The following is an 18,764-nucleotide window of genomic DNA, read 5'->3' on the forward strand; positions in this document are numbered from 1 at the left end:
CCCCCCCCCCCCCCCCCCCCCCCCCCCCCCCCCCGCCCCCCCCCCCCCCCCCCCCCCCCCCCCCCCCCCCCCCCCCCGCCCCCCCCCCCCCGCCTGGAGGAGGACTCCCTCGTCATGGCACGACTGCGTAGCAAGAGACTCCGGTTCGCCGCACTGACCGGTGCCGCGGCCCTCGCCCTCACCGGCACGCTCACCGCCCTGCCCGCCCAGGCCGCCCCGGCCGAGGGCACCGTCCTGGCCGCCGGGTCCCCCACGGCCGTCAAGGACAGCTACCTCGTCACACTCGAGAAGGACGCCGGGCTGAAGGCCTCCTCGGGCGCCGGGAAGGACCTCGTCGAGGAGTACGGCGGCACGGTCCGCCGGACGTTCGGCAGCGCCCTCAACGGCTACTCCGCCACCCTCTCCGCCACCGAGGCCCGACGGCTGGCCGCCGACCCCGCCGTGGCCTCCGTCGAGCAGGACCAGCGTGTCCGCCTGGCCGACACCACCCAGTCCGACGCCCCCTGGGGCCTGGACCGCGTCGACCAGGCCTCGCTCCCGCTCTCCGGCACGTACACCTACCCGGACAGCGCGGGCGAGGGTGTCACGGCGTACGTCATCGACACCGGCGTCCGCGTCACGCACCAGGAGATCAGCGGCCGTGCCTCCTACGGCTACGACGCCGTCGACGGCGACACCACCGCCTCCGACGGCAACGGCCACGGCACCCATGTGGCCACCACGATCGCGGGCACGACCTACGGCGTCGCCAAGAAGGCGGAGGTCGTGGCCGTGCGGGTGCTGGACAACAACGGCTCGGGCACCACGGCCGGGGTGATCGCCGGCATCGACTGGGTGACCGCCAACCACTCGGGCCCCTCGGTCGCCAACCTGTCGCTCGGCGGCGGCGCCTCCACCACCCTGGACAACGCCGTGCGCGCCTCCATAGCCAGCGGTGTCACCTACGCCGTCGCGGCCGGCAACAGCGCGGCCAACGCGTCGTCCTACTCCCCCGCCCGGGTCACCGAGGCCCTCACCGTCGGCGCCACCACCAACACCGACGCCAGGGCGAGCTACTCCAACTACGGCGCGGTGCTGGACCTGTTCGCACCCGGTTCCTCGATCACCGCGGGCTGGAACACCGGCGACACGGCGACCAACACCATCTCGGGCACGTCAATGGCGACCCCGCACGTGGCCGGGGCCGCGGCGGTCTACCTCGCCGGCCACTCCTCGGCGACCCCGGACCAGGTGGCCGACGCGCTGGTGGACGGCGCGGCCGCCGACAAGGTGACCGGCCCGGGTTCGGGCTCGCCCAACCGTCTGCTGCAGCTCGTGCCGTGACCGGTGCGTGCCCGGTGACACCCGCGAGGCGCTGAAGCGCGGCGCGGTGCCCCGGAAGGCTCCGGCCTTCCGGGGCACCGTCCGGTCCGCGGTCCGCCCGGTCCGCGGTCCGCCCGGCCGCGGTCCGCCCGGTCCGCTCGGTCCGCGCTCACCGGTCAGGCGGCCCGCTCGACGCTCCACGACGGCAGGGCCGCGAAGAAGTCGACCGCCTCCGTACGCCACCGGCCGTGCCAGCCCTCGGCGACCAGCCGGGCCTGCCGGGCACACCGCCGCATGTCCGCCTCCAACGCGTCGGCCACACCGTGGCGTTCACCGATCGCGCGGATCGCGGCGACGGTCTCCGGGGTGCAGGAGCGGTTCCCGAGTGCCTCCTCGACGGCCGCGCGCTCCGGACCGGTCACGGCGGCCAGCAGCCGCGCGACGGCGTAGCTGCGGCGGCCCTCGCGGAGGTCCGCGCCCGTCGGCTTGCCCATGGCGGCCGCGTCCCCGAACAGGTCCAGGTAGTCGTCGCGCAGCTGCCCGCAGATGCCGACCAGCCGCGCGTACCGGCGCAACTCGTCCTCGTGGGCGCCCGGTCGGGCACCCGCCGCCAGCAGTCCCAGCCGCATCGGCGCGAGCACCGAGTAGCGGGCCGACTTGCGGTCGGCCACGTCGTGGAGGATGCCGGTGTCCGGCACCGCGGCGGTGAAATCGCGTTCGAGGTCGGCGATCTGGCCCACGATCGTGTCGGCCGCGGCCCTCGTCTGGACCTCGGCCATGGCCTGGCGCACCTCCACCGGCAGCCCGGAGTCCAGAAGCACGCGCAGCGAGAGGGCGAGCGCCAGGTCACCGGCGAGCACGGTCAGGCCGAGCGCCGCCCGCGGGTGCTCGGGGAACCGCTCCCGGTAGGCGTAGTAGGTGGTGGGGCCGCCTCGGCGGGTGGCGCTGTCGTCGATGAGGTCGTCGTGCACCAGGCCGTGGGTCTGCAGCAGTTCGACGCTCAGCGCGGCGGCGTCGAGCCCTTCGACGGGCCCGTCGGTGACCAGTCGGGCGGCTTCGTGCAGCAGGACGACCCGCATCCGTTTGCCGCCGCGCAGGGACAGGTCGCGCAGCAGCTCCACGCACTCGGGTGCGAACCGGCTGAACGAGGGCGTGTCCAGAGTCCTGCCCAGCGTGTCGAAGTAGTCGGCGAACAGCCGGTCGAACCGCTGCTGGTGGCGGACGAGCCGGTCCGGCGGCCGTTCGGTCGTCACGGGTCCTCCTCGGTGGGGAGCGGATGGCACGCCCGCAAGTCTGTCAGCAGGCCGTTCGGCTCCGGACACCGCCGAGGCCCGGCCCCGCGCGCGGCGGGAACGGGCCTCGTGGAGAGGTGACCCTCGCGGTACTCAGCCCTGGCGGGCCTTGAAGCGCGGGTCCTTCTTGTTGATCACGTAGGTGACGCCCCGGCGCCGCACGACCTGGGCCCCGGGCCTCGCCTTCAGCGAGCGCAGGGACTTGCGTACCTTCATGTGCTCTCTCCTCGCTCCGTCGTGCCGTTCGGCGGTACGCGGTGCTCCTCGGTGCTCCTCGGTGCTCCTCAGCGTTCCTCGCGGAACGGCACGTGTTCCCGCGCCACCGGGTCGTACTTGCGCAGGACGAGCCGGTCGGGGTCGTTGAGCCGGTTCTTGCGCGTCACGTAGGTGACGCCGGTGCCGGCCGTGGACTTCAGCCGGACGACCGGACGGGTGGTGCTGCGTGCCATGGGGTGACTCCTTCCGACCGCCATGCGGTGTCACTCTGACCCGCGCATGTCAGTCACGGGGTCAACGCCGGAAGGGACCGGCGCATTCCCCCGGCGCCGGCCGCCTCCGGCACCGGTCAGCGGCGGATCTCCTTGATCTTCAGCATCCGCGTGATGACCTTGTCCAGTTCCTCGTCCTCGAAGACCTTCTTCCAGTCCTCGCGCACGATGGACTCGCGGCCGTAGTCCATGGCGATCAGGCAGGCGTCCGAGAAGGGGTTGGAGCCCTTGAGGGTGTTGGCCAGGGCGACCTGGGTGTGGCCGAGGAGCATGGCGCGGGCGGCCTTCTCCGGGACGCCGACGGTGTGCACGGTCTCGTGCAGGGCCTCGGTCAGCAGGGCACCGACCATGCAGGCGATGGTCTCCACCAGGGTCGGCTCCAGCACCGCGAGCTGCTTGACGGTGACCCAGTGCACGTCGACGACCGGCGCGTACATCACGCGGACGACGGAGTCGGCGAGTTCCTGCTTGGCGGCGTCCCCGCCCTCGTAGGCGGCGACGACCTCCTGCGGGGCGGCGATGCCGCCGAAGGTGTCCTGCCACTCCTCCTGGGTGGTGCGCTCCAGGAACACCGAGGGGTGGCAGGGGTGGGCGCAGGCGTAGTGGATGTCCTCGCGGGCGAAGAGCAGACCGGCGTAGGCGGCGGCCGGGTCGAGGGTGAGGACGACGGTCCCCGGCTTCATCAGCGGCACGAGTTCCTCGGAGACCTTGCCGAGCACCACGTCGGGCACGGCGAGGATCACGACGTCGGCCTCGGCCGCGGCGGCTGCGGACTCGGTCAGCTCGCGGCCCAGGCCGCGGATCAGCTCCTGGCCCTGGGGGGACGCCTCGCTGAAGAGCACCCGGAAGTCGCTCTCGACCAGGTTGTTGGAGACGCGCTGGCCCATCTTGCCGGCGGCCCCGATGACGGCGACGGTCGTGACGTCGGTCCGGGTCTGGATCTCGGTGGCCATTACTTGCTCCTCAGGAGGGTGTTGATGCTGTGCTGCGTCCACTGGTGTTCGAGCCGGGCGGTGGCGTCGTAGCCCTCGTCCTGCCACGGGAGCCAGTGCTCCACGATCTGGTTGATGCCGCGCTCCCCGGGGCGGGTGGCGGCGATCATGCCGTCGTAGTCGAGGAGGCCCTCGCCGAGCGGGCAGCCCGCGTAGGTGAAGCCGACCCAGCCGTCACGGCGGGTGAAGGCGAAGTCCTTGACGTGGATGTTGACCGTGTACGGCGCGGCGGCGGCCACCACGTCCGCGGGGCGTTCCAGCCGGGCGACGCTGTTGCCGGGGTCCAGGACGACGCCGAGGTGCGGGTCGTCCACGGCGCGGACGACGCTCACGAGGTCGTCGGTGGCGACCTGCTCGTAGGTCTCCAGACCGAGCGTGACGCCCGCGTCCGCGTAGCGCGGCACCGTTTCCCTCAGGAGGGCCACGGCCTCGGCGGTGTCCGGCCGGTGGCCGGCGGTGTGCAGCATGGAGCGGACCAGGGTGACGCCCAGGGCGTCCGCGAGGTCGAGGTAGCGCCCGAGGTGCCCGGAGCGGATGCCGCGGGTGCCCAGTTCCAGGGTCAGGCCCAGGCCGGCGGCGGTGTCCCGGAGGTCGGCGAGGCGCGCGCGGTCGTAGGACTCGATCGGCGCGTAGTCGCAGATCTGGAAGACCTGGCCGCCGAGGTCCGCCGTGTCGCGCAGCATCGCGGGCAGGGACATCGGCTCCGGTGCGCGGGAGGAGATGCGCCAGAAGTAGGCATAGGTGCTGATGCCGTACGCCATCACGCCACCGCCGCCGGGACCGGGGCCGGGGAGTTGATCTCGTCGAGGACGGCCTCGACGTTCGCCGGGTCGTGGGCGAAGCGGCCGAGGAACAGTCCCTCGGCGGTGCCGGCCAGACGGGTCAGCAGGCCGGGCCCGGCGCTGCCGCCGTAGATGACGGTGGAGCCGGTGTGCCGGGGGTTGTCGTCGAGCCACTCGCGCAGGGCGGTGCACACGGTGGCGATGTGGTCGGCGGAGGCGGGCTCGGGGGCGCCGATGGCCCACTGCGGCTCGTAGGCCAGGACGACCGCGCCCCGCGCGCCGCTGAGCAGGCGTTCCGCCTCGGCGACCGTGCGGGCCGCGGCGTCGGCCGGGTCGGCCTCGTCGCGTTCGCCGACGCACAGCACGGGCGTGAGGCCGTTGCGGAGCGCGGCGGCGGTCTTGGCGGCGACGACGGTGTCGCCCTCGCCGTACAGGCGGCGGCGCTCGGCGTGGCCGACCTCCGCGTAGCGGCAGCCGATCTCCTTGAGGACGGGGCCGCCGACCTCGCCGGTGTAGGGGCCGCTGTCCTCGGTGGCGATGTCCTGGGCGCCCAGGGCGACGCCGTAGGGGGCGAGGATGCCGGTGGCGGGGACCAGGGTCGGGAAGGCCGGCAGGACGAACAGGCGGGCGGCGCCGGAGGTGACGGCCGGGTGGCGCTCGGCCAGGGCGGCGATACGGCGGGCCCAGTTGAGCGTCTGGTGGTGACCGAAGTACATCTTCAGGCTCACCCCCAGCAGTACGGGGTCCGGGGCGGGGGCGGACATCAGGCGGCCGCCCCGTCGCCGGCCGCGCCCTCGTCGCCCTCGTCGTCGGCGCTCTCGTAGTCGCTCATCAGCTGGACCTTGGCCGCCGACGCCGAGGTCTCGTCGAAGCGGTAGGTGAGCCACTCGGCGGCCAGGCGGCGGGCGAGTTCGAGGCCGACGACGCGCTGGCCGAAGGTCAGGATCTGGGCGTTGTTGGAGAGGACCGCGCGCTCCACGGAGAAGGAGTCGTGGGCGGTGACGGCGCGGATGCCCCTGACCTTGTTGGCGGCGATCGCGACGCCGAGGCCCGTGCCGCACACCAGCAGGGCGCGGTCGGCGTCGCCGCGGGCGACCAGCTCGGCGGCGGCGATGGCGACCCTGGGGTAGGCGGTGTGGCCGTCGGCGTCGACGCCGACGTCGGTGACCTCGCTGACCAGGGCGCTGTTCTCCAGGTCCTGCTTGAGGGCTTCCTTGTACTGGTAACCGGCGTCGTCGGAGCCGACGACGATGCGGAGCTTGTCGGTCATGGCGGCTTTCCTCAGTGGTGGTTGAGCAGTGCGCCGTGGACGGCGCGGGTGATCAGGGAGAGAGAGTGGGCGCCCGCGTCGGGGGTCCCGAGGGACTTCTCGGCGTGCGGGCGGGCCCGGCCCTTGCGGGGCAGCAGCCGGGCGGTGGCGGCGGCCGCGTCGGCGGCGGTGCCCGCGGCGCGGTCCCAGGCCTCGGTCAGCGGCAGGCCCTCGGCGGTGGCGGCGGCCAGCGCGTCGGCGAAGGGCACAAGGACGTCGACCATGGTCTTGTCGCCGACCTCGGCACCGCCGAGGCGCCGTACGGCGGCCGACGCCTCCGTGACTCCTTCGGCGACGCGCGGGGCGTCGGGGGCGTCCCGGTCGCCGAGGGCGGTGCCCAGCGAGCGCAGGACGGTGCCCCACAGGGCGCCGGAGGTGCCGCCCGCCCGGTCGGCCCAGGCGTCGGCGGCCCGGTGCAGGACGGTTCCGGCGCCCGCGCCGCGTTCCCGGGCGTCGGCGGCGGCCGAGCGGGCGGCGGTGGAGCCGCGCCGCATGCCGATGCCGTGGTCGCCGTCGCCGGCCACGGCGTCGATGCGGCCGAGTTCGTCGACGTGCGCCTCGACGATCCCGGCCACAGCGTCCAGTGCGGCCAGCACGGTGCCGGCGGCCGCGCGGGAGGCGTCGGAGGCCGGGGGCACGGCGGTGTCCTGGGCGTCCTCGGCGGGTGCCCTCCCGTCGTCCTCCGGCTCGGGGGCGCCGAGGGCCCCCTTGCGGTAGGCGGGGGTGTCGGCCGGGGCCCGCCACAGCTCCTCCAGGCCCTCGTCCAGCCAGGTCAGGGTGAGGGAGACACCGGCCATGTCGAAGCTGGTGACGAGTTCGCCGACCTCGGGGTCCACGATCTCCACCCCGGCCTCGCCGAGGAGCGCGGCGACCTTGCGGTAGACGACGAAGAGCTCCTCGTACTTGACCGAGCCGAGCCCGTTGAGGACGACGGCCGCGCGCTGCCCGTCCGGGGCCGCGACGTCCTCGGGGAGTTCCTTCAGCAGGGTCTCGACCAGGAGCCGGGCCGCGTCGTCGGCGGTGGGCAGGGCCTCCTCTCCGATGCCGGGCTCCCCGTGGATGCCGAGGCCGACGGCCATGCGGGCCTCGGGGACGGTGAACAGGGGGTGGTCGGCGCCGGGCAGGGTGCAGCCGGAGAAGGCGACGCCGAAGGAGCGGGTGCGCTCGCCCGCCCGTTCGGCGACGCGCAGCACCTCGTCCAGGGAGCGGCCCTGCTCGGCCGCGGCGGCGGCCGCCTTGAAGACGGGCAGGTCGCCGGCTATGCCGCGCCGTTTGGCGGACTCGTCGGGCGCCGCGCTGGAGATGTCGTCGGCGACGGCGTACGTGCGGGCCTCGACGCCGTCGGCGGCCAGCCGTTCGGCGGCCTGTCCGAAGTGCAGGACGTCTCCGGCGTAGTTGCCGTACATGAGCAGTACTCCGGCGCCGCCGTGCGCGGCCGTGGCGACGGAGCGGATCTGCTGGGCGGAGGGCGAGGCGAAGACGTTGCCGACGGCCGCGCCGTGCGCCAGACCGCGGCCGACCAGGCCGGAGAAGGCCGGGTAGTGGCCGGAGCCGCCGCCGATCACCACGGCGACCTGGCCCGCCGGGGTGGCCGCGGAACGTACCACGCCGCCGGTGACCGGCCGCACCCAGCGCCGGTGCGCTGCGGCGAAGCCCTCCAGGGCCTCGTCGGCGAAGGCGGCGGGGTCGTTGAACAGGCGGGTCATCCTATGGCCTCCTTGGCCTGGTGCTCGGCGGCGGGGAGCGGCTCGTCGGTGCGGTGGCGCACGGCGAGAAGGATCATCAGTGCGGCGGACAGCAGCATGAAGAAGCCGACGAGGTAGAGCGGTACGTAGTAGGCGCCGGTCCAGTCCTTGAGCCAGCCGGTGATGTAGCTGGAGGCGAACCCGGCGATGTTGCCCGCGGTGTTGATCAGGGCGATGCCGGCCGCCGCGGCGGCGCCGGTCAGGAACCGGGAGGGCACCGACCAGAAGACCGGCAGGGCGGCGAAGATGGCGCAGGCGGTCACGGTGATGACGGCGACGGTGGCGGTCGGGGAGCCCATGTAGAGGGCGAGGGGGATGGACACGCCGCCGACGACGGCCGGTCCGGCCACGTGCCAGGTGCGGGTGCCGTGCCGGGTGGCGTGGCGGGTCCAGAAGAAGAGGACGACCGCGGCGGGCAGGTACGGGATGGCGGTGATCCAGGCCTTGTCCATCACGCTGAACGTGGTGTCGTACTGCTCCTGGAAGCCGTTGATGATCGTCGGCAGGAAGAAGGCGAGCGCGTACAGGCCGTAGACGAAGCCGAAGTAGACGGCGGCGAGGATCCACACGCGTGCGCTGCTGAAGGCCTTCTTGAGGTCGCCCTTGGCGTGCTTGCTCTCGTGGCCGGTCTTCTGGGCGTTCTCGGCGGCGAGTTCGGCGGTCAGCCAGTCGCGTTCGGCCGGCGTCAGCCACTTCGCGTCGGCGGGCCGGTCGATCAGGTAGAACCAGGCCACAACGCCGAGGACGATCGCGGGCAGCGACACGAACAGGAACATCACGCGCCAGCCCTCGAGGCCGAACAGGCCGTGGCGGCCGATCAGCCAGCCCGCCAGCGGGGCGCCGAAGACGGTGGTCAGCGGCTGGGCCAGGTAGAACAGGCCGAGGATCTTGGTGCGGTGACGGGACGGCACCCACTGGCTCAGGAAGAGGATCGCGCCGGGGAAGAAGCCGGCCTCGGCGACGCCGAGCAGGAAGCGCAGCGTGTAGAGCTGTTCGCTGCTGCTCACCCAGGTGAAGAGCAGGGAGACGATGCCCCAGGTCACCATGATCCGGGCGAGCCAGCGGCGGGCCCCGAAGCGGTGCAGGGCCATGTTGCTGGGGACCTCGAGCACGATGTAGCCGAGGAAGAAGATCCCGGACGCGAAGCCGAACTGGGCCGCGGTCAGAGCGAGGTCCTGTCCCATGCCGTTCGGTTCGGCGAACGAGACGGCCGTCCGGTCCAGGTAGTTCACGAAGAACATCAGGGCCACGAACGGTACGAGGCGGACTGAGACCTTCTTGATGGCAGTTCTCTCGACTGCCGCGGATGGCGCTTGGGCACTCATGGCGACTCCTCGGCTCGCCCGGACAGCTCCGTCCGGGGTGGGTCACACCAGGGGGTCCGCCACGGGGGCGGCCGACCGGTTCGCGTTCACGCTAAGCCTCCGACCCCAAATTGGTCACCAATTTACCAGTGTGGCGAGGGTCATAGATCGTTCCATGACCCAACTCTTGACAAACCACACCCGAAAAGGCGATGAACTGCCTGGTCAGCCGCGTGTGCGCGGCATCTGGTTGACTGGTGACCGTGACCAGTCAGCCTGATCAGCACTCCGCCGACGCGCCCGACCTCGCGCAGCTGTTGCGCCCCGTGGTGCGCGAGTCGTCCGTCAGCGAGGTCGCCAAGCGGCTCCTCGACCACCTCTCGGCCGGCGACATCCGCCCCGGCACCCGGCTGCCCGCCGAGCGGCAGCTGGCCGAGGCGCTCGGCGTCGCCCGGTCCAGCGTGCGCGGCGCGCTCTCCGCCCTGGACGTGCTCGGCATCATCGAGATCCGCCCGGGCTCCGGCTCCTACGTGCGCGAGGGAACCTCGGAGTTCCTGCCCCGGGCGATCAACTGGGGTCTGATGCTGGGCCAGCGTCGCACCCAGGACCTGGTCGAGGTCCGCACGTACATGGAGGGGGTCTCCGCCCGGCTGGCGGCCGAGCGCGCCAGCGACGAGGACGTGGCCCTGCTGGAGCGGCACCTCCGGCACATGCGGGACGCGGGCGGGGACGTCACGGCGTTCATCGACGCCGACATCGCCTTCCACCTGGAGACGGCCCGCATCGCCCGCAACACCGTTCTCAGCGACATCCTGCACAGCATCCGGGCGCTGCTCCAGGTCTGGATGGAGCGCGTCAGCGACATCGAGGGCACCGTCAGCGGGACGCTGTGCGAGCACGACGCGGTGCTCGCGGCGATCCGGGCGCGCGATCCGGAGGCCGCGGACCGGGCGATGGCCGAACACATGCGGATGGCCAGCGCCCGGCTGCGCGCCTCCGTCGACGGCGGACCCTGACCGCACACCGGCACCGCCGGCTCCGGCACGATCCGACCTGCACCGTCGGCTCCGGCACGGTCGGTTCCGGCACACTCGGGTCCACCACGATCGGCTCCGGCACACTCGGATCCGCCACGCTCGGATCCGGGCATCGCTGGCTCCGGCCCCCGGCACCGCTCCCGGCACCGGGGCGCCCGCGCCCGTCACCGCGGGGCCCGCGTCCTCGCAACCGGGCCACCCTGCCGCCCCACCGCTCCTCTTCAGTGGCCCGCGGCCCGTCCCTCCAGTGGCCCGCCGCCCACCATGCGGCGTTCAGCTCACCGTCAACGTCCGGCCACGGCCGCTGGCCAGCGTGAGCCGCGCACGGTGAACTGCACGCTCCTGGAGGTCGGATGAGCACGGCGGAAGAACAGAACGGCCCGGTCAGACGTACGCTGCTGAGAGCCGCGGTGGCCGGCGGCGCCGTCACGGCGGCCGCCGCGGCCACGGTCACGGCCACCGCGGCGACCCCCGCACAGGCCGCCGAGGCGGCCGGCGGCCGGCGCTTCGACTCCGGCAGTCCGCGTTTCGCGCTGGCCGTCCTGCCGGACACCCAGTACCTCTTCGACGCCGACAGCGCCGACCCGGCACCGCTGCGGGAGACCTTCCGCCACCTCGTCGCCGACCGGTCCGGGGCGAACATCGCCTTCATGACGCACCTCGGCGACGTCACCGAGCACGGCACCGAGGACGAGATCCGGCGGGCCGCCCAGACCTTCCGTACGCTGCACGGCAAAGTGCCGTACAGCGTGCTGGCCGGCAACCACGACATCGCGTCGTCGACGGACGACCAGCGCGGCGACTCCGCGTACCTGCGGGAGTTCGGGCCCCGGCGCTACGCCTCGATGCCCACCTTCAAGGGCGCCTCGCCCGACGGCTACAACAGCCACCACGTCGTGCGCGCCGCGGGCCGCGACTGGCTGATCCTCGCCCTGGACTGGCGGATCTCCGACAAGGGACTGGCCTGGGCACAGGGGGTGCTCGACGCCCACCCCACCCTGCCCGCCGTCCTGACCACGCACGACCTCGCCCTCCCCGAGGGCGACGGCTCGGCACGGCTCTCCGAGCACGGGCAACGCCTGTGGGACGGGCTGATCCGCGCCAACGACCAGATCTTCCTGGCGCTGGGCGGACACTACTGGCCGCCGGGGCGGACGGTGCTCACCAACGACGCCGACAACGATGTCCACATCCACATCACCAACTACCAGGACCGCTACTACGGCGGCGCCGGCATGATCCGGACGTACGGCTTCGACCTCGCCCGCCAGGTGATCGACGTCGAGACGTTCGCACCGTGGTTCCTCTCCCGGGACCCCGGGCGGCGCACCGCGCTGGAGGCCGAGACGGTCGAACTGACCGGCCCCGCCGACCGGTTCAGCCTGAGCATCGACTTCGACGAGCGCTTCGCCGGCTTCGCCCCCGTCGTGCCGCCGAAGCCGCGGCCCGCCTCCGCAGTGATGCCGCGCGGCACCCTCGCCTACTGGCGGTTCGACGCCTCCGGCACGGCCGCCGTCCCGGACGGCGGTCCGGTCGCCGACGGTGCCGTGGTGCGCGACCTCTCCGGCCACGGCAACGACCTCACCGTCGCCCGGCTGCACGACAGCGGGTCCGAGGCGCTCACCTGGTCGCCCGACCACCATCCGGGGCAGCCGGCCCACGCCAGTCTCCGCTTCGACGGCGGCAAGGACCCGGACCGCGGAGCCGTCCTGCGCACGGGCGCGCGGGCACCCCTGAACAGCGAGAAGTTCCAGCGCGGGTACACCGTCGAGACCTTCGTCAGGCTCCCCGAGCCCTTCACGGGCGACCACAGCTGGATGGGCATCCTGAGCTGGGAGGGACGCAACGGGGACGCGGGCAAGACCACCGGCTGGTCCCCGCTGGAGCCGACGTGCAGCCTCAACCTGTCCCCGGAGCGGTTCCTCCAGTTCGTCGTGTACCCCCACCGCCAGGACGCGGACCCCACGTCGTGGAGCCATGCCGTGCCGGTGGGGCGCTGGATGCACATCGCGGTCGTCAACGACGGGCACCGCACCACCCTGTACGTGGACGGCTCGAAGATCGCCCGCAACCCCACTCAGGCGTCGACCGGCATCGCCACGCTCGGCAAGCCCTTCGTCCTGGGCGCCACCCAGTTCGACGAGGCCTTCGGGCAGGGCTTCTACGGCTGGATCGGCGACACCCGCATCGTCGGCCGGGCGCTGCGGCCGAGGGACTTCCTCACCCCCTTCGGCTGAGGGGCCGTCCGGCCTGTGCCCCGGGTCCCGGCGCGGCACGGCCCGCGGGTCAGGCCACGTGACCGTCCGGCCGGATCAGCACCCTGCGCACCTCGCTCCACCGCGCACCGGCCGCCACGGGGCGGACGGTGTGCCGGCGGGTACCGTGCGGCAGGGGGCGCCCGGCCGGCACCGCGTCGCCGCCCCGGTGGCCGTCGAGGTCGAGCAGCAGGTGCCTGCCGTCCCGCAGCAGGGAGAACAGCCGGGTGCCGTCCGCGAAGGCCAGGTCCGGGGCGCGGCTGCCGGTCAGCGGGTGGGCGGCGGGGTCGGCCGCCGGGTGGCGGACGTCCAGGGCCGAGAGTCGCTCGGCGAGCGCGCGGGAGAACTCGGGGACGGTGTCGATGAGTTCGGACAGAATCCCGCGCAGCGCCTGTCCCTCGGGCGAGTAGCCGGTCATGAGGGCGGTCTGGGCCCGGGTGGAGGCCAGGAGATCGGCGCCCACGGGGTGGCGTTCGGCGTGGTAGGTGTCCAGCAGGCCCGCGGGGGCGGTGCCGAGGGCCGTCGCGGCCAGCTTCCAGCCGAGGTTGGTGGCGTCCTGGAGGCCGACGTTGAGGCCCACGCCGCCGGCGGGGAAGTGCATGTGCGCCGCGTCGCCCGCGAGCAGGACGCGTCCCTTGCGGTAGGCGGCGGCCTGCCGGGTGGCGTTGCCGAAGCGGGAGAGCCACCGGGGGTCGCGCATGCCGAAGTCGTCGCCCACGACGCGCCGGGTCCGCTCGCGTGCCTCCTCCAGAGTCAGCTCGCCGGGGTGTCCGGCGCGCCGGTCCTCGGGCGCGTGTCCCACGAACCGGGTGACCCCGCCGGGCAGGGGCACCGCCATCAGCCCTCCGTCCGGCCCGGAGGCGCTCAGGGGCAGCGCGGGCGTCCGGTCCAGGACGACGTCGGCGAGCCAGCCCCAGACGGTCGCGTCCGTGCCGGGGAAGTCGATGCCGGCGGCACGGCGGACCAGGCTGCGGGTGCCGTCGCAGCCCACGACGTAACGCGCCCGCAGCGCGTACGGCCCCTCGGGGCCCTCCGCCTCGATCCGTACGGCTTCCGGCCCCTGCTCCAGTCCCGTGACCCGGTGCCCGCGCAGGACGCGGGCGCCCCGGGAGCGTGCGTGCGCCTCGAGGACGGCCTCGGTGCGGGCCTGTGGCAGGAAGAGGGTGAACGGGTAGGGCGTGTCGAGGACCCGGAAGTCCATCCGCGACTCGAGGGAGCCGAAGTGCCCCGTGGGCACGGGCACGCCCTCGCCGAGGAAGGCGTCCGCGAGGCCGCGCATGCCCAGGATCTCCAGGGTCCGGGGGTGGAGGGTCAACGCCTTCGAGTGCGGGTCCCGCTCCGTACGCGTCTCCAGCACGGTCACCGGGACGCCCTGCAGCCGCAGTTCCGCAGCGAGCCACAGCCCGGTGGGGCCGGCTCCGGCCACGACGACCTCTTCGGTCCCGCTCATGGCCTCTGTCCCCCTCATGATCTCCGTCTCGCTCACACTCCACCTCTCTTGGTCAGCGACCAATCAACTGTCCTGCACTAAACTAGGTCAGTGACCAAAAAGCAAACGGATCCCGCTCCGCGTCCCCGGCTGACCCCCGCCGCCGTGGTGGCCGAGGCCCTGCGCCTGCTCGACGAGTCGGGCCTGGAGGCCGTCACGATGCGTGCGGTTGCCGACCGGATCGGTGTACGGATGAACACGGTGCTGTGGCACGCCAAGAGCAAGACGCGGCTGCTGGAGCTCATGGCGGACGCCGTCGCCGGCACGATCGGCTACGAGCGGCTGCCCGACGACGCGGGCGAGCGTGCCCGTGAGCTGATGCGCCGCTACCGCCGCTCGCTGCTCGCCCACCGCGACGGCGCGTTCCTGGTGGCCGGGACCTACGCCCCCGACCCGCACACCCTGCGCTTCGCCGACGCCCTCGTCGCCGCACTGAGCGACCACCACGACACGCCGGAGACGGCGGCCTGGACCGCCTACGCCCTGGTCTACTTCGCCCTCGGCCTCACCCAGGAGGAGCAGGCCGCGGACCAGACGGACGCCCACCGTCTGCGCGAGGCGGTCGCGGCCGGCCCGTACCCGGCGCTCGCCGACGCCCTGCCCGCCCTCACCCGGCACGACTTCGACGCCCGGTTCGAGGACGGCGTCGACCGCATCCTCGGCGGCGGGCACCGGAGCGGATAGCGGCACACGCGGTCTGTCGGGGGCGCCGCGCCGTCAATAGCCTGGAAGAGCCAGGCCGTTGTCGACCGAGGAGTCCCATGCCCACCGCGCAGCAGGTACCCGACATCCTCTCCCCCGAGTTCGCGGCGAACCCCTACCCGGCCTACCGGGCGATGCGGGACAGTGCGCCGCTGATCTGGCACGAGGCCACACAGAGCTGGATCGTCTCGCGCTACGAGGACGTGGAACGCGTCTTCAAGGACCGCGGGGGTCAGTTCACCACCGAGAACTACGACTGGCAGATCGAGCCGGTGCACGGCCGGACGATCCTCCAGCTGAGCGGCCGGGAGCACGCGGTCCGGCGGGCCCTGGTCGCGCCGGCCTTCCGCGGGGCCGAACTGCAGGACCACTTCCTGCCGGTGATCGAGCGCAACTCCCGTGAGCTGATCGACGCGTTCCGGCACACCGGGCGCGCCGACCTGGTCGCCGACTACGCGACCCGCTTCCCCGTCAACGTCATCGCGGACATGCTGGGCCTCGACAAGGCGGACCACGACCGGTTCCACCGCTGGTACACGTCGGTCATCGCCTTCCTCGGCAACCTCTCCGGCGACCAGGAGGTCGCCGCCGCCGGCGCCCGCACCCGTGTCGAGTTCGCCGAGTACATGATCCCGATCATCCGGGAACGCAGGGAGAACCCGGGCGACGACCTGCTGTCCACCCTGTGCGCCGCGGAGGTCGACGGGGTGCGGATGAGCGACGAGGACATCAAGGCGTTCTGCAGTCTGCTGCTCGCGGCGGGCGGCGAGACCACGGACAAGGCGATAGCCGGCGTCTTCGCCAACCTGCTGGCCCACCCGGAGCAGTATGCGGCCGTGCGGGAGGACCGGTCCCTGGTCCCCCGCGCCTTCGCCGAGACGCTGCGCTTCACCCCGCCGGTGCACATGATCATGCGCCAGTCGGCGACCGAGGTCGAGCTGAGCGGCGGCACCATACCCGCGGGCGCCACCGTCACCTGCCTCATCGGTGCGGCCAACCGGGACGGGAGCCGCTACCGCGACCCGGACCGTTTCGACATCCTCCGCGAGGACCTCACCACGACGACCGCGTTCTCCGCCGCCGCCGACCACCTCGCCTTCGCGCTGGGCCGGCACTTCTGCGTCGGGGCGCTGCTGGCGAAGGCCGAGGTCGAGACCGGAGTCAACCAACTCCTGGACGGTCTGCCGGACCTGCGGCCGGACGACGGGTTCGACATCGTCGAGCAGGGCGTGTTCACCCGGGGTCCGGCGTCGCTGCCGGTGCGGTTCACACCCGCGGCGTGAGCGGCCCCCCGAGGACCGTCAGACCACGACGGGGGTGAACACGGCCGGCAGGGCGGTCAGTCCGCGCATCCAGATCGACGGACGCCAGGTCAGTTCCTCGGGCTCGACCGCGAGGACGAGGTCCGGGAGGCGCTCCAGCAGGGTCTCGACCGCCGTGCGGGCCATGACGTCGGCGAGCAGCGGGGCCGGGTACGGGCAGCGGTGCTCACCGTTGCTGAAGGACAGGTGCGCCGAGTTCTCGGCACCGACGTGAGCCTCGGGCCACAGCTGCGGGTCGGTGTTGGCCGCGGCCAGGCCGAGGACGACGCAGTCACCGGCGCGGATGTGCCGGCCGCCGAGCTGGGTGTCGTTGACGGCCCAGCGGCCGATGAAGTTCTGCGTCGGCGTGTCCAGCCACAGCACCTCGTTGAGCGCCTCGCCGACGCTGAGCCGGCCGCCGGAGACGTTGAGGGCGAAGCGTTCGTCGGTGAGCAGCAGCCGCAGGGTGTTCCCGATCCAGTTGGCGGTGGGCTGCTGGGCGGCGGCGATGACCGAGATCAGGTCCTGCACGACCTGCTCGTCGGTGAGCCCGGCCGGATGGGTCAGCATCCGCGAGGTGACGTCCGGGCCGGGCCGCTCCCGCTTGTGCCGGACCAGCCGGTGCATGCGCTCGCCCACGCGGGCGTAGGCCGCCACCGGGTCGTCGCCCTCCGCCGCGTCGAGGGAGACCCGCAGGTCCTCGACGAGTTGCTGGGTGTCGGCGCCGCCGTGCGGCATCCCGCACATCCGCACCACGGCGAGCATGGGCAGGGCGTGCGCGTAGCCGCTCATCAGCTCGGCCCGGCCGCTGCCCGCGAAGGCCGCGATGAGCCCGTCGGCGAGGTGCCGGCAGTCCCGGGCCAGTTCGAACTGGTCGACGCCGCCGAGCGCCTGGGTGATCACGCCGGCCCGCCGCCGGTGTGCCTCGCCCTCGGTGAACAGCACCGACGGCTGGTGGCCGACGTAGGGCATGAGCGGCCAGTCGGGCGGAATGCGGCCCCACTGGTTCCAGCGGCGGGAGTCCCGTGCGAACAGTTCGTCGTGGCTGGTCACGTAGCTCACCTCGGGGTAGCCGAGGACCAGCCAGGCGGGGACGCCGCCGTCGAGGAGTACGGGCGCCACCGCGCCGTGTTCGGCGCGCAGTCCGCGGTACAGGTCGGAGGGCGTCTGCTGGTACTCCAAGCCCGCCAGCGGCACGGCGTCGGGGTGGGCTGCGGGGCAGCCCTGCACGGCGGTGGGCAGGGGTGCGGGGTCGATGTCGGTCACGGTGTGCTCTCCTGGGCCAGGGCCAGTTGGTAGAGGTGGTCCACGAGGGTGACCAGCACGTGCTTGCCCGACGTCCGCACCCGCGCGTCGCAGTCGATCAGCGGGACGTGCTCGGGCAGCGCGAGGGCCTGCCGGATCTCGTCCAGGGAGTGCCGGGCGCTGTCGTCGTCGAAGCGGTTGACGGCCACCACGAACGGGGTGCCGTGGTGTTCCAGCCGGTCTATCGCGTACCACGAGTCGTCCATGCGCCGGGTGTCGACGAGGACGACGGCGCCCAGGGTGCCGGAGAAGAGCCGGTCCCACAGGAACCAGAAGCGTTCCTGACCGGGGGCGCCGAACAGGTAGAGCACCATGCGGTCGTTGAGGCTGATGCGGCCGAAGTCGAAGGCCACGGTGGTGGTGGTCTTCCCCGCGACCTCGTCGGTCTCGTCGACGCCGACACCGGCCTGGGTCATCACCTCCTCCGTGTTGAGCGGCCGGATCTCGCTGACGGAGCGGACGAGGGTGGTCTTGCCGACGCCGAAACCGCCCACGACGACGATCTTCAGTCCGGTCTCCGCGGCGTCGGTGAGGGGCTTGCGGCCACGGGCGGTGGGCGCGGAGGCCGGTGTGTCAGAGGTTGCGGAGCCCATGGAGCACCTCCTGCAGAAGGGCGGTATCGGGGTGCGTCGCGGCGGACTGCGCGAGGCGCGGATGGCGGGCCGTGATGCGCCCGACGGCGAGCAGGTCGCCCAGCAGGATGCGGATCACCGTGATGGGCAGGGCCAGTTCGGCGGCGATCTCGACAACGGCCGTGGGGTGGCGGCACAGCTCGAGGATGCGGACGTGTTCCGACTGCATGCCGGCCGACGGTTGGCACTCCGCGACCACCAGGGTCACCAGGTCGAACGAGTCGTCGGCGCGGCTGCGTCCGCCCGTGACCGTGTACAGCCGGTCGGGCGCGCCGGTGTCCACGGGCCTGCGCGTCACGACGAACTGCTCCCGGGGGCGGCGTGGCGCGGCTCGGCCCGCAGGTGCTCGCCGATCTGCTCGACCATCTCGGTCATCCGGTGCCCGACCACGCCGGGGTCGGCGTCCTCCACCGCGACGACGGCCAGGTGGGCACCCTCGCCCGCCTCCACGATGAACAGCAGCCCGCCGTGGAACTCGGTCATGGAGTGCCGGACGCCGCCGGTGCCGTTGCCGAACTCCACGGACGCGCCCTGGGCGAGGGCCTGGATGCCGGAGCAGATGGCGGCGAGCTGGTCGGCCCGGTCGAGGGTGAGGTGTTCGGTCCAGCAGAGCTTGAGGCCGTCGCGGGACAGGACGAGGGCGTGGCGGGTGCCGGGTGTGTGGTCCAGGAGGTTCTGCAGGAGCCAGGTGAGGCTGTTGTCGGTGGTCTGCATGGTGGGTGCGGGGACGGTGGTTCCTGGTGCTGGGGTCACCGGCCCGTTCCTCCAATCTCACGAACTCGGGGGCGGGAGGGCGCCGATACGCGCCGTGCGGTGGGGCGCGCGCCGG

General features: G+C 73.1%; 19 protein-coding genes. 5 read left to right on the plus strand and 14 right to left on the minus strand.

The window, feature by feature from the left end:
• The first annotated feature begins 114 nt into the window (after positions 1–114).
• Complete coding sequence (locus HZS56_RS15865; RefSeq protein WP_216721330.1) at positions 115–1,323, plus strand: S8 family peptidase; 1,209 nt, start codon at positions 115–117, stop codon at positions 1,321–1,323.
• 155 nt (positions 1,324–1,478) lie between these two features.
• Here HZS56_RS15865 and HZS56_RS15870 read toward each other — a convergent pair whose 3' ends face one another.
• The 9 genes from HZS56_RS15870 to HZS56_RS15910 all read right to left on the minus strand — a co-directional run bounded on the left by HZS56_RS15870 (position 1,479) and on the right by HZS56_RS15910 (position 9,235).
• Positions 1,479–2,555 (minus strand): polyprenyl synthetase family protein, encoded by a 1,077-nt coding sequence (locus HZS56_RS15870; RefSeq protein ID WP_216721331.1) that lies wholly within the window; start codon positions 2,553–2,555, stop codon positions 1,479–1,481.
• Between the two features lie 132 nt (positions 2,556–2,687).
• Positions 2,688–2,810, minus strand: a complete 123-nt coding sequence (gene ykgO / locus HZS56_RS15875; RefSeq protein ID WP_064731309.1) for a type B 50S ribosomal protein L36 — start codon at positions 2,808–2,810, stop codon at positions 2,688–2,690.
• A gap of 68 nt (positions 2,811–2,878) precedes the next feature.
• Positions 2,879–3,043 carry a 50S ribosomal protein L33 gene (gene rpmG, locus HZS56_RS15880; protein ID WP_216721332.1) on the minus strand — a complete coding sequence of 55 codons (165 nt, stop codon included), beginning with the start codon at positions 3,041–3,043 and terminating at the stop codon, positions 2,879–2,881.
• 116 nt (positions 3,044–3,159) lie between these two features.
• Positions 3,160–4,035 carry a phosphogluconate dehydrogenase C-terminal domain-containing protein gene (locus HZS56_RS15885; protein ID WP_216721333.1) on the minus strand — a complete coding sequence of 292 codons (876 nt, stop codon included), beginning with the start codon at positions 4,033–4,035 and terminating at the stop codon, positions 3,160–3,162.
• Positions 4,035–4,835: a sugar phosphate isomerase/epimerase family protein gene (locus tag HZS56_RS15890; RefSeq protein ID WP_216721334.1), complete on the minus strand. Its 801-nt coding sequence runs from the start codon at positions 4,833–4,835 to the stop codon at positions 4,035–4,037. Before HZS56_RS15890 ends, HZS56_RS15885 begins: the two co-directional genes overlap by 1 nt.
• Positions 4,835–5,620: a triose-phosphate isomerase gene (locus HZS56_RS15895; protein WP_216721335.1), complete on the minus strand. Its 786-nt coding sequence runs from the start codon at positions 5,618–5,620 to the stop codon at positions 4,835–4,837. Before HZS56_RS15895 ends, HZS56_RS15890 begins: the two co-directional genes overlap by 1 nt.
• Positions 5,620–6,126 (minus strand): ribose-5-phosphate isomerase, encoded by a 507-nt coding sequence (locus tag HZS56_RS15900; protein WP_216721336.1) that lies wholly within the window; start codon positions 6,124–6,126, stop codon positions 5,620–5,622. The genes HZS56_RS15895 and HZS56_RS15900 overlap by 1 nt, the downstream gene beginning before the upstream one ends.
• Before the next feature lie 11 nt (positions 6,127–6,137).
• Entirely contained in the window at positions 6,138–7,871 is a 1,734-nt protein-coding gene (locus tag HZS56_RS15905; RefSeq protein ID WP_216721337.1) for a dihydroxyacetone kinase family protein, read from the minus strand.
• Complete coding sequence (locus HZS56_RS15910; RefSeq protein ID WP_216721338.1) at positions 7,868–9,235, minus strand: MFS transporter; 1,368 nt, start codon at positions 9,233–9,235, stop codon at positions 7,868–7,870. The genes HZS56_RS15905 and HZS56_RS15910 overlap by 4 nt, the downstream gene beginning before the upstream one ends.
• Before the next feature lie 236 nt (positions 9,236–9,471).
• On the opposite strand from HZS56_RS15910, the gene HZS56_RS15915 reads away from it, so the two are divergent.
• Positions 9,472–10,230, plus strand: coding sequence for a FadR/GntR family transcriptional regulator (locus tag HZS56_RS15915; RefSeq protein ID WP_216721339.1), 759 nt, complete (start codon positions 9,472–9,474; stop codon positions 10,228–10,230).
• Positions 10,231–10,604: 374 nt separating this feature from the next.
• Positions 10,605–12,488, plus strand: a complete 1,884-nt coding sequence (locus HZS56_RS15920) for a LamG-like jellyroll fold domain-containing protein (protein WP_216721340.1) — start codon at positions 10,605–10,607, stop codon at positions 12,486–12,488.
• A gap of 49 nt (positions 12,489–12,537) precedes the next feature.
• On the opposite strand, the gene HZS56_RS15925 is transcribed toward HZS56_RS15920, so the two are convergent.
• On the minus strand, positions 12,538–13,956 hold the full coding sequence (locus tag HZS56_RS15925; protein ID WP_216721341.1) for an FAD-dependent monooxygenase: 1,419 nt from the start codon (positions 13,954–13,956) through the stop codon (positions 12,538–12,540).
• A 90-nt stretch (positions 13,957–14,046) separates the two neighbouring features.
• Here HZS56_RS15925 and HZS56_RS15930 point away from each other — a divergent pair, with 90 nt between their 5' ends.
• Positions 14,047–14,679 carry a TetR/AcrR family transcriptional regulator C-terminal domain-containing protein gene (locus HZS56_RS15930; protein ID WP_216721342.1) on the plus strand — a complete coding sequence of 211 codons (633 nt, stop codon included), beginning with the start codon at positions 14,047–14,049 and terminating at the stop codon, positions 14,677–14,679.
• A 77-nt stretch (positions 14,680–14,756) separates the two neighbouring features.
• Positions 14,757–15,980 carry a cytochrome P450 gene (locus HZS56_RS15935; RefSeq protein WP_216721343.1) on the plus strand — a complete coding sequence of 408 codons (1,224 nt, stop codon included), beginning with the start codon at positions 14,757–14,759 and terminating at the stop codon, positions 15,978–15,980.
• An 18-nt stretch (positions 15,981–15,998) separates the two neighbouring features.
• Here HZS56_RS15935 and HZS56_RS15940 read toward each other — a convergent pair whose 3' ends face one another.
• Genes HZS56_RS15940 through HZS56_RS15955 form a run of 4 tightly spaced genes read right to left on the minus strand, consistent with a single transcriptional unit; the run spans position 15,999 to position 18,649 of the window.
• Complete coding sequence (locus tag HZS56_RS15940; protein WP_216721344.1) at positions 15,999–17,264, minus strand: cytochrome P450; 1,266 nt, start codon at positions 17,262–17,264, stop codon at positions 15,999–16,001.
• Positions 17,261–17,896: a GTP-binding protein gene (locus tag HZS56_RS15945; RefSeq protein ID WP_216721345.1), complete on the minus strand. Its 636-nt coding sequence runs from the start codon at positions 17,894–17,896 to the stop codon at positions 17,261–17,263. The genes HZS56_RS15940 and HZS56_RS15945 overlap by 4 nt, the downstream gene beginning before the upstream one ends.
• Positions 17,877–18,233 (minus strand): DUF742 domain-containing protein, encoded by a 357-nt coding sequence (locus HZS56_RS15950; RefSeq protein ID WP_216721346.1) that lies wholly within the window; start codon positions 18,231–18,233, stop codon positions 17,877–17,879. Before HZS56_RS15950 ends, HZS56_RS15945 begins: the two co-directional genes overlap by 20 nt.
• Positions 18,230–18,649 carry a roadblock/LC7 domain-containing protein gene (locus HZS56_RS15955; protein ID WP_216721388.1) on the minus strand — a complete coding sequence of 140 codons (420 nt, stop codon included), beginning with the start codon at positions 18,647–18,649 and terminating at the stop codon, positions 18,230–18,232. The genes HZS56_RS15950 and HZS56_RS15955 overlap by 4 nt, the downstream gene beginning before the upstream one ends.
• Between the last annotated feature and the right edge of the window lie 115 nt (positions 18,650–18,764).

The organism is Streptomyces mayonensis, assembly GCF_018982965.1.
In the GTDB taxonomy this organism is placed as follows: Bacteria; Actinomycetota; Actinomycetes; order Streptomycetales; family Streptomycetaceae; genus Streptomyces; species Streptomyces mayonensis.

Coding starts and splice junctions, on each gene's coding strand:
- HZS56_RS15865 (WP_216721330.1), top strand. CDS start 115: ATGGCACGACTGCGTAGCAAGAGACTCCGGTTCGCCGCACTGACCGGT.
- ykgO (WP_064731309.1), bottom strand. CDS start 2,810: ATGAAGGTACGCAAGTCCCTGCGCTCGCTGAAGGCGAGGCCCGGGGCC.
- rpmG (WP_216721332.1), bottom strand. CDS start 3,043: ATGGCACGCAGCACCACCCGTCCGGTCGTCCGGCTGAAGTCCACGGCC.
- HZS56_RS15885 (WP_216721333.1), bottom strand. CDS start 4,035: ATGGCCACCGAGATCCAGACCCGGACCGACGTCACGACCGTCGCCGTC.
- HZS56_RS15890 (WP_216721334.1), bottom strand. CDS start 4,835: ATGGCGTACGGCATCAGCACCTATGCCTACTTCTGGCGCATCTCCTCC.
- HZS56_RS15895 (WP_216721335.1), bottom strand. CDS start 5,620: ATGTCCGCCCCCGCCCCGGACCCCGTACTGCTGGGGGTGAGCCTGAAG.
- HZS56_RS15900 (WP_216721336.1), bottom strand. CDS start 6,126: ATGACCGACAAGCTCCGCATCGTCGTCGGCTCCGACGACGCCGGTTAC.
- HZS56_RS15905 (WP_216721337.1), bottom strand. CDS start 7,871: ATGACCCGCCTGTTCAACGACCCCGCCGCCTTCGCCGACGAGGCCCTG.
- HZS56_RS15910 (WP_216721338.1), bottom strand. CDS start 9,235: ATGAGTGCCCAAGCGCCATCCGCGGCAGTCGAGAGAACTGCCATCAAG.
- HZS56_RS15920 (WP_216721340.1), top strand. CDS start 10,605: ATGAGCACGGCGGAAGAACAGAACGGCCCGGTCAGACGTACGCTGCTG.
- HZS56_RS15925 (WP_216721341.1), bottom strand. CDS start 13,956: ATGAGCGGGACCGAAGAGGTCGTCGTGGCCGGAGCCGGCCCCACCGGG.
- HZS56_RS15935 (WP_216721343.1), top strand. CDS start 14,757: ATGCCCACCGCGCAGCAGGTACCCGACATCCTCTCCCCCGAGTTCGCG.
- HZS56_RS15945 (WP_216721345.1), bottom strand. CDS start 17,896: ATGGGCTCCGCAACCTCTGACACACCGGCCTCCGCGCCCACCGCCCGT.
- HZS56_RS15955 (WP_216721388.1), bottom strand. CDS start 18,649: ATGCAGACCACCGACAACAGCCTCACCTGGCTCCTGCAGAACCTCCTG.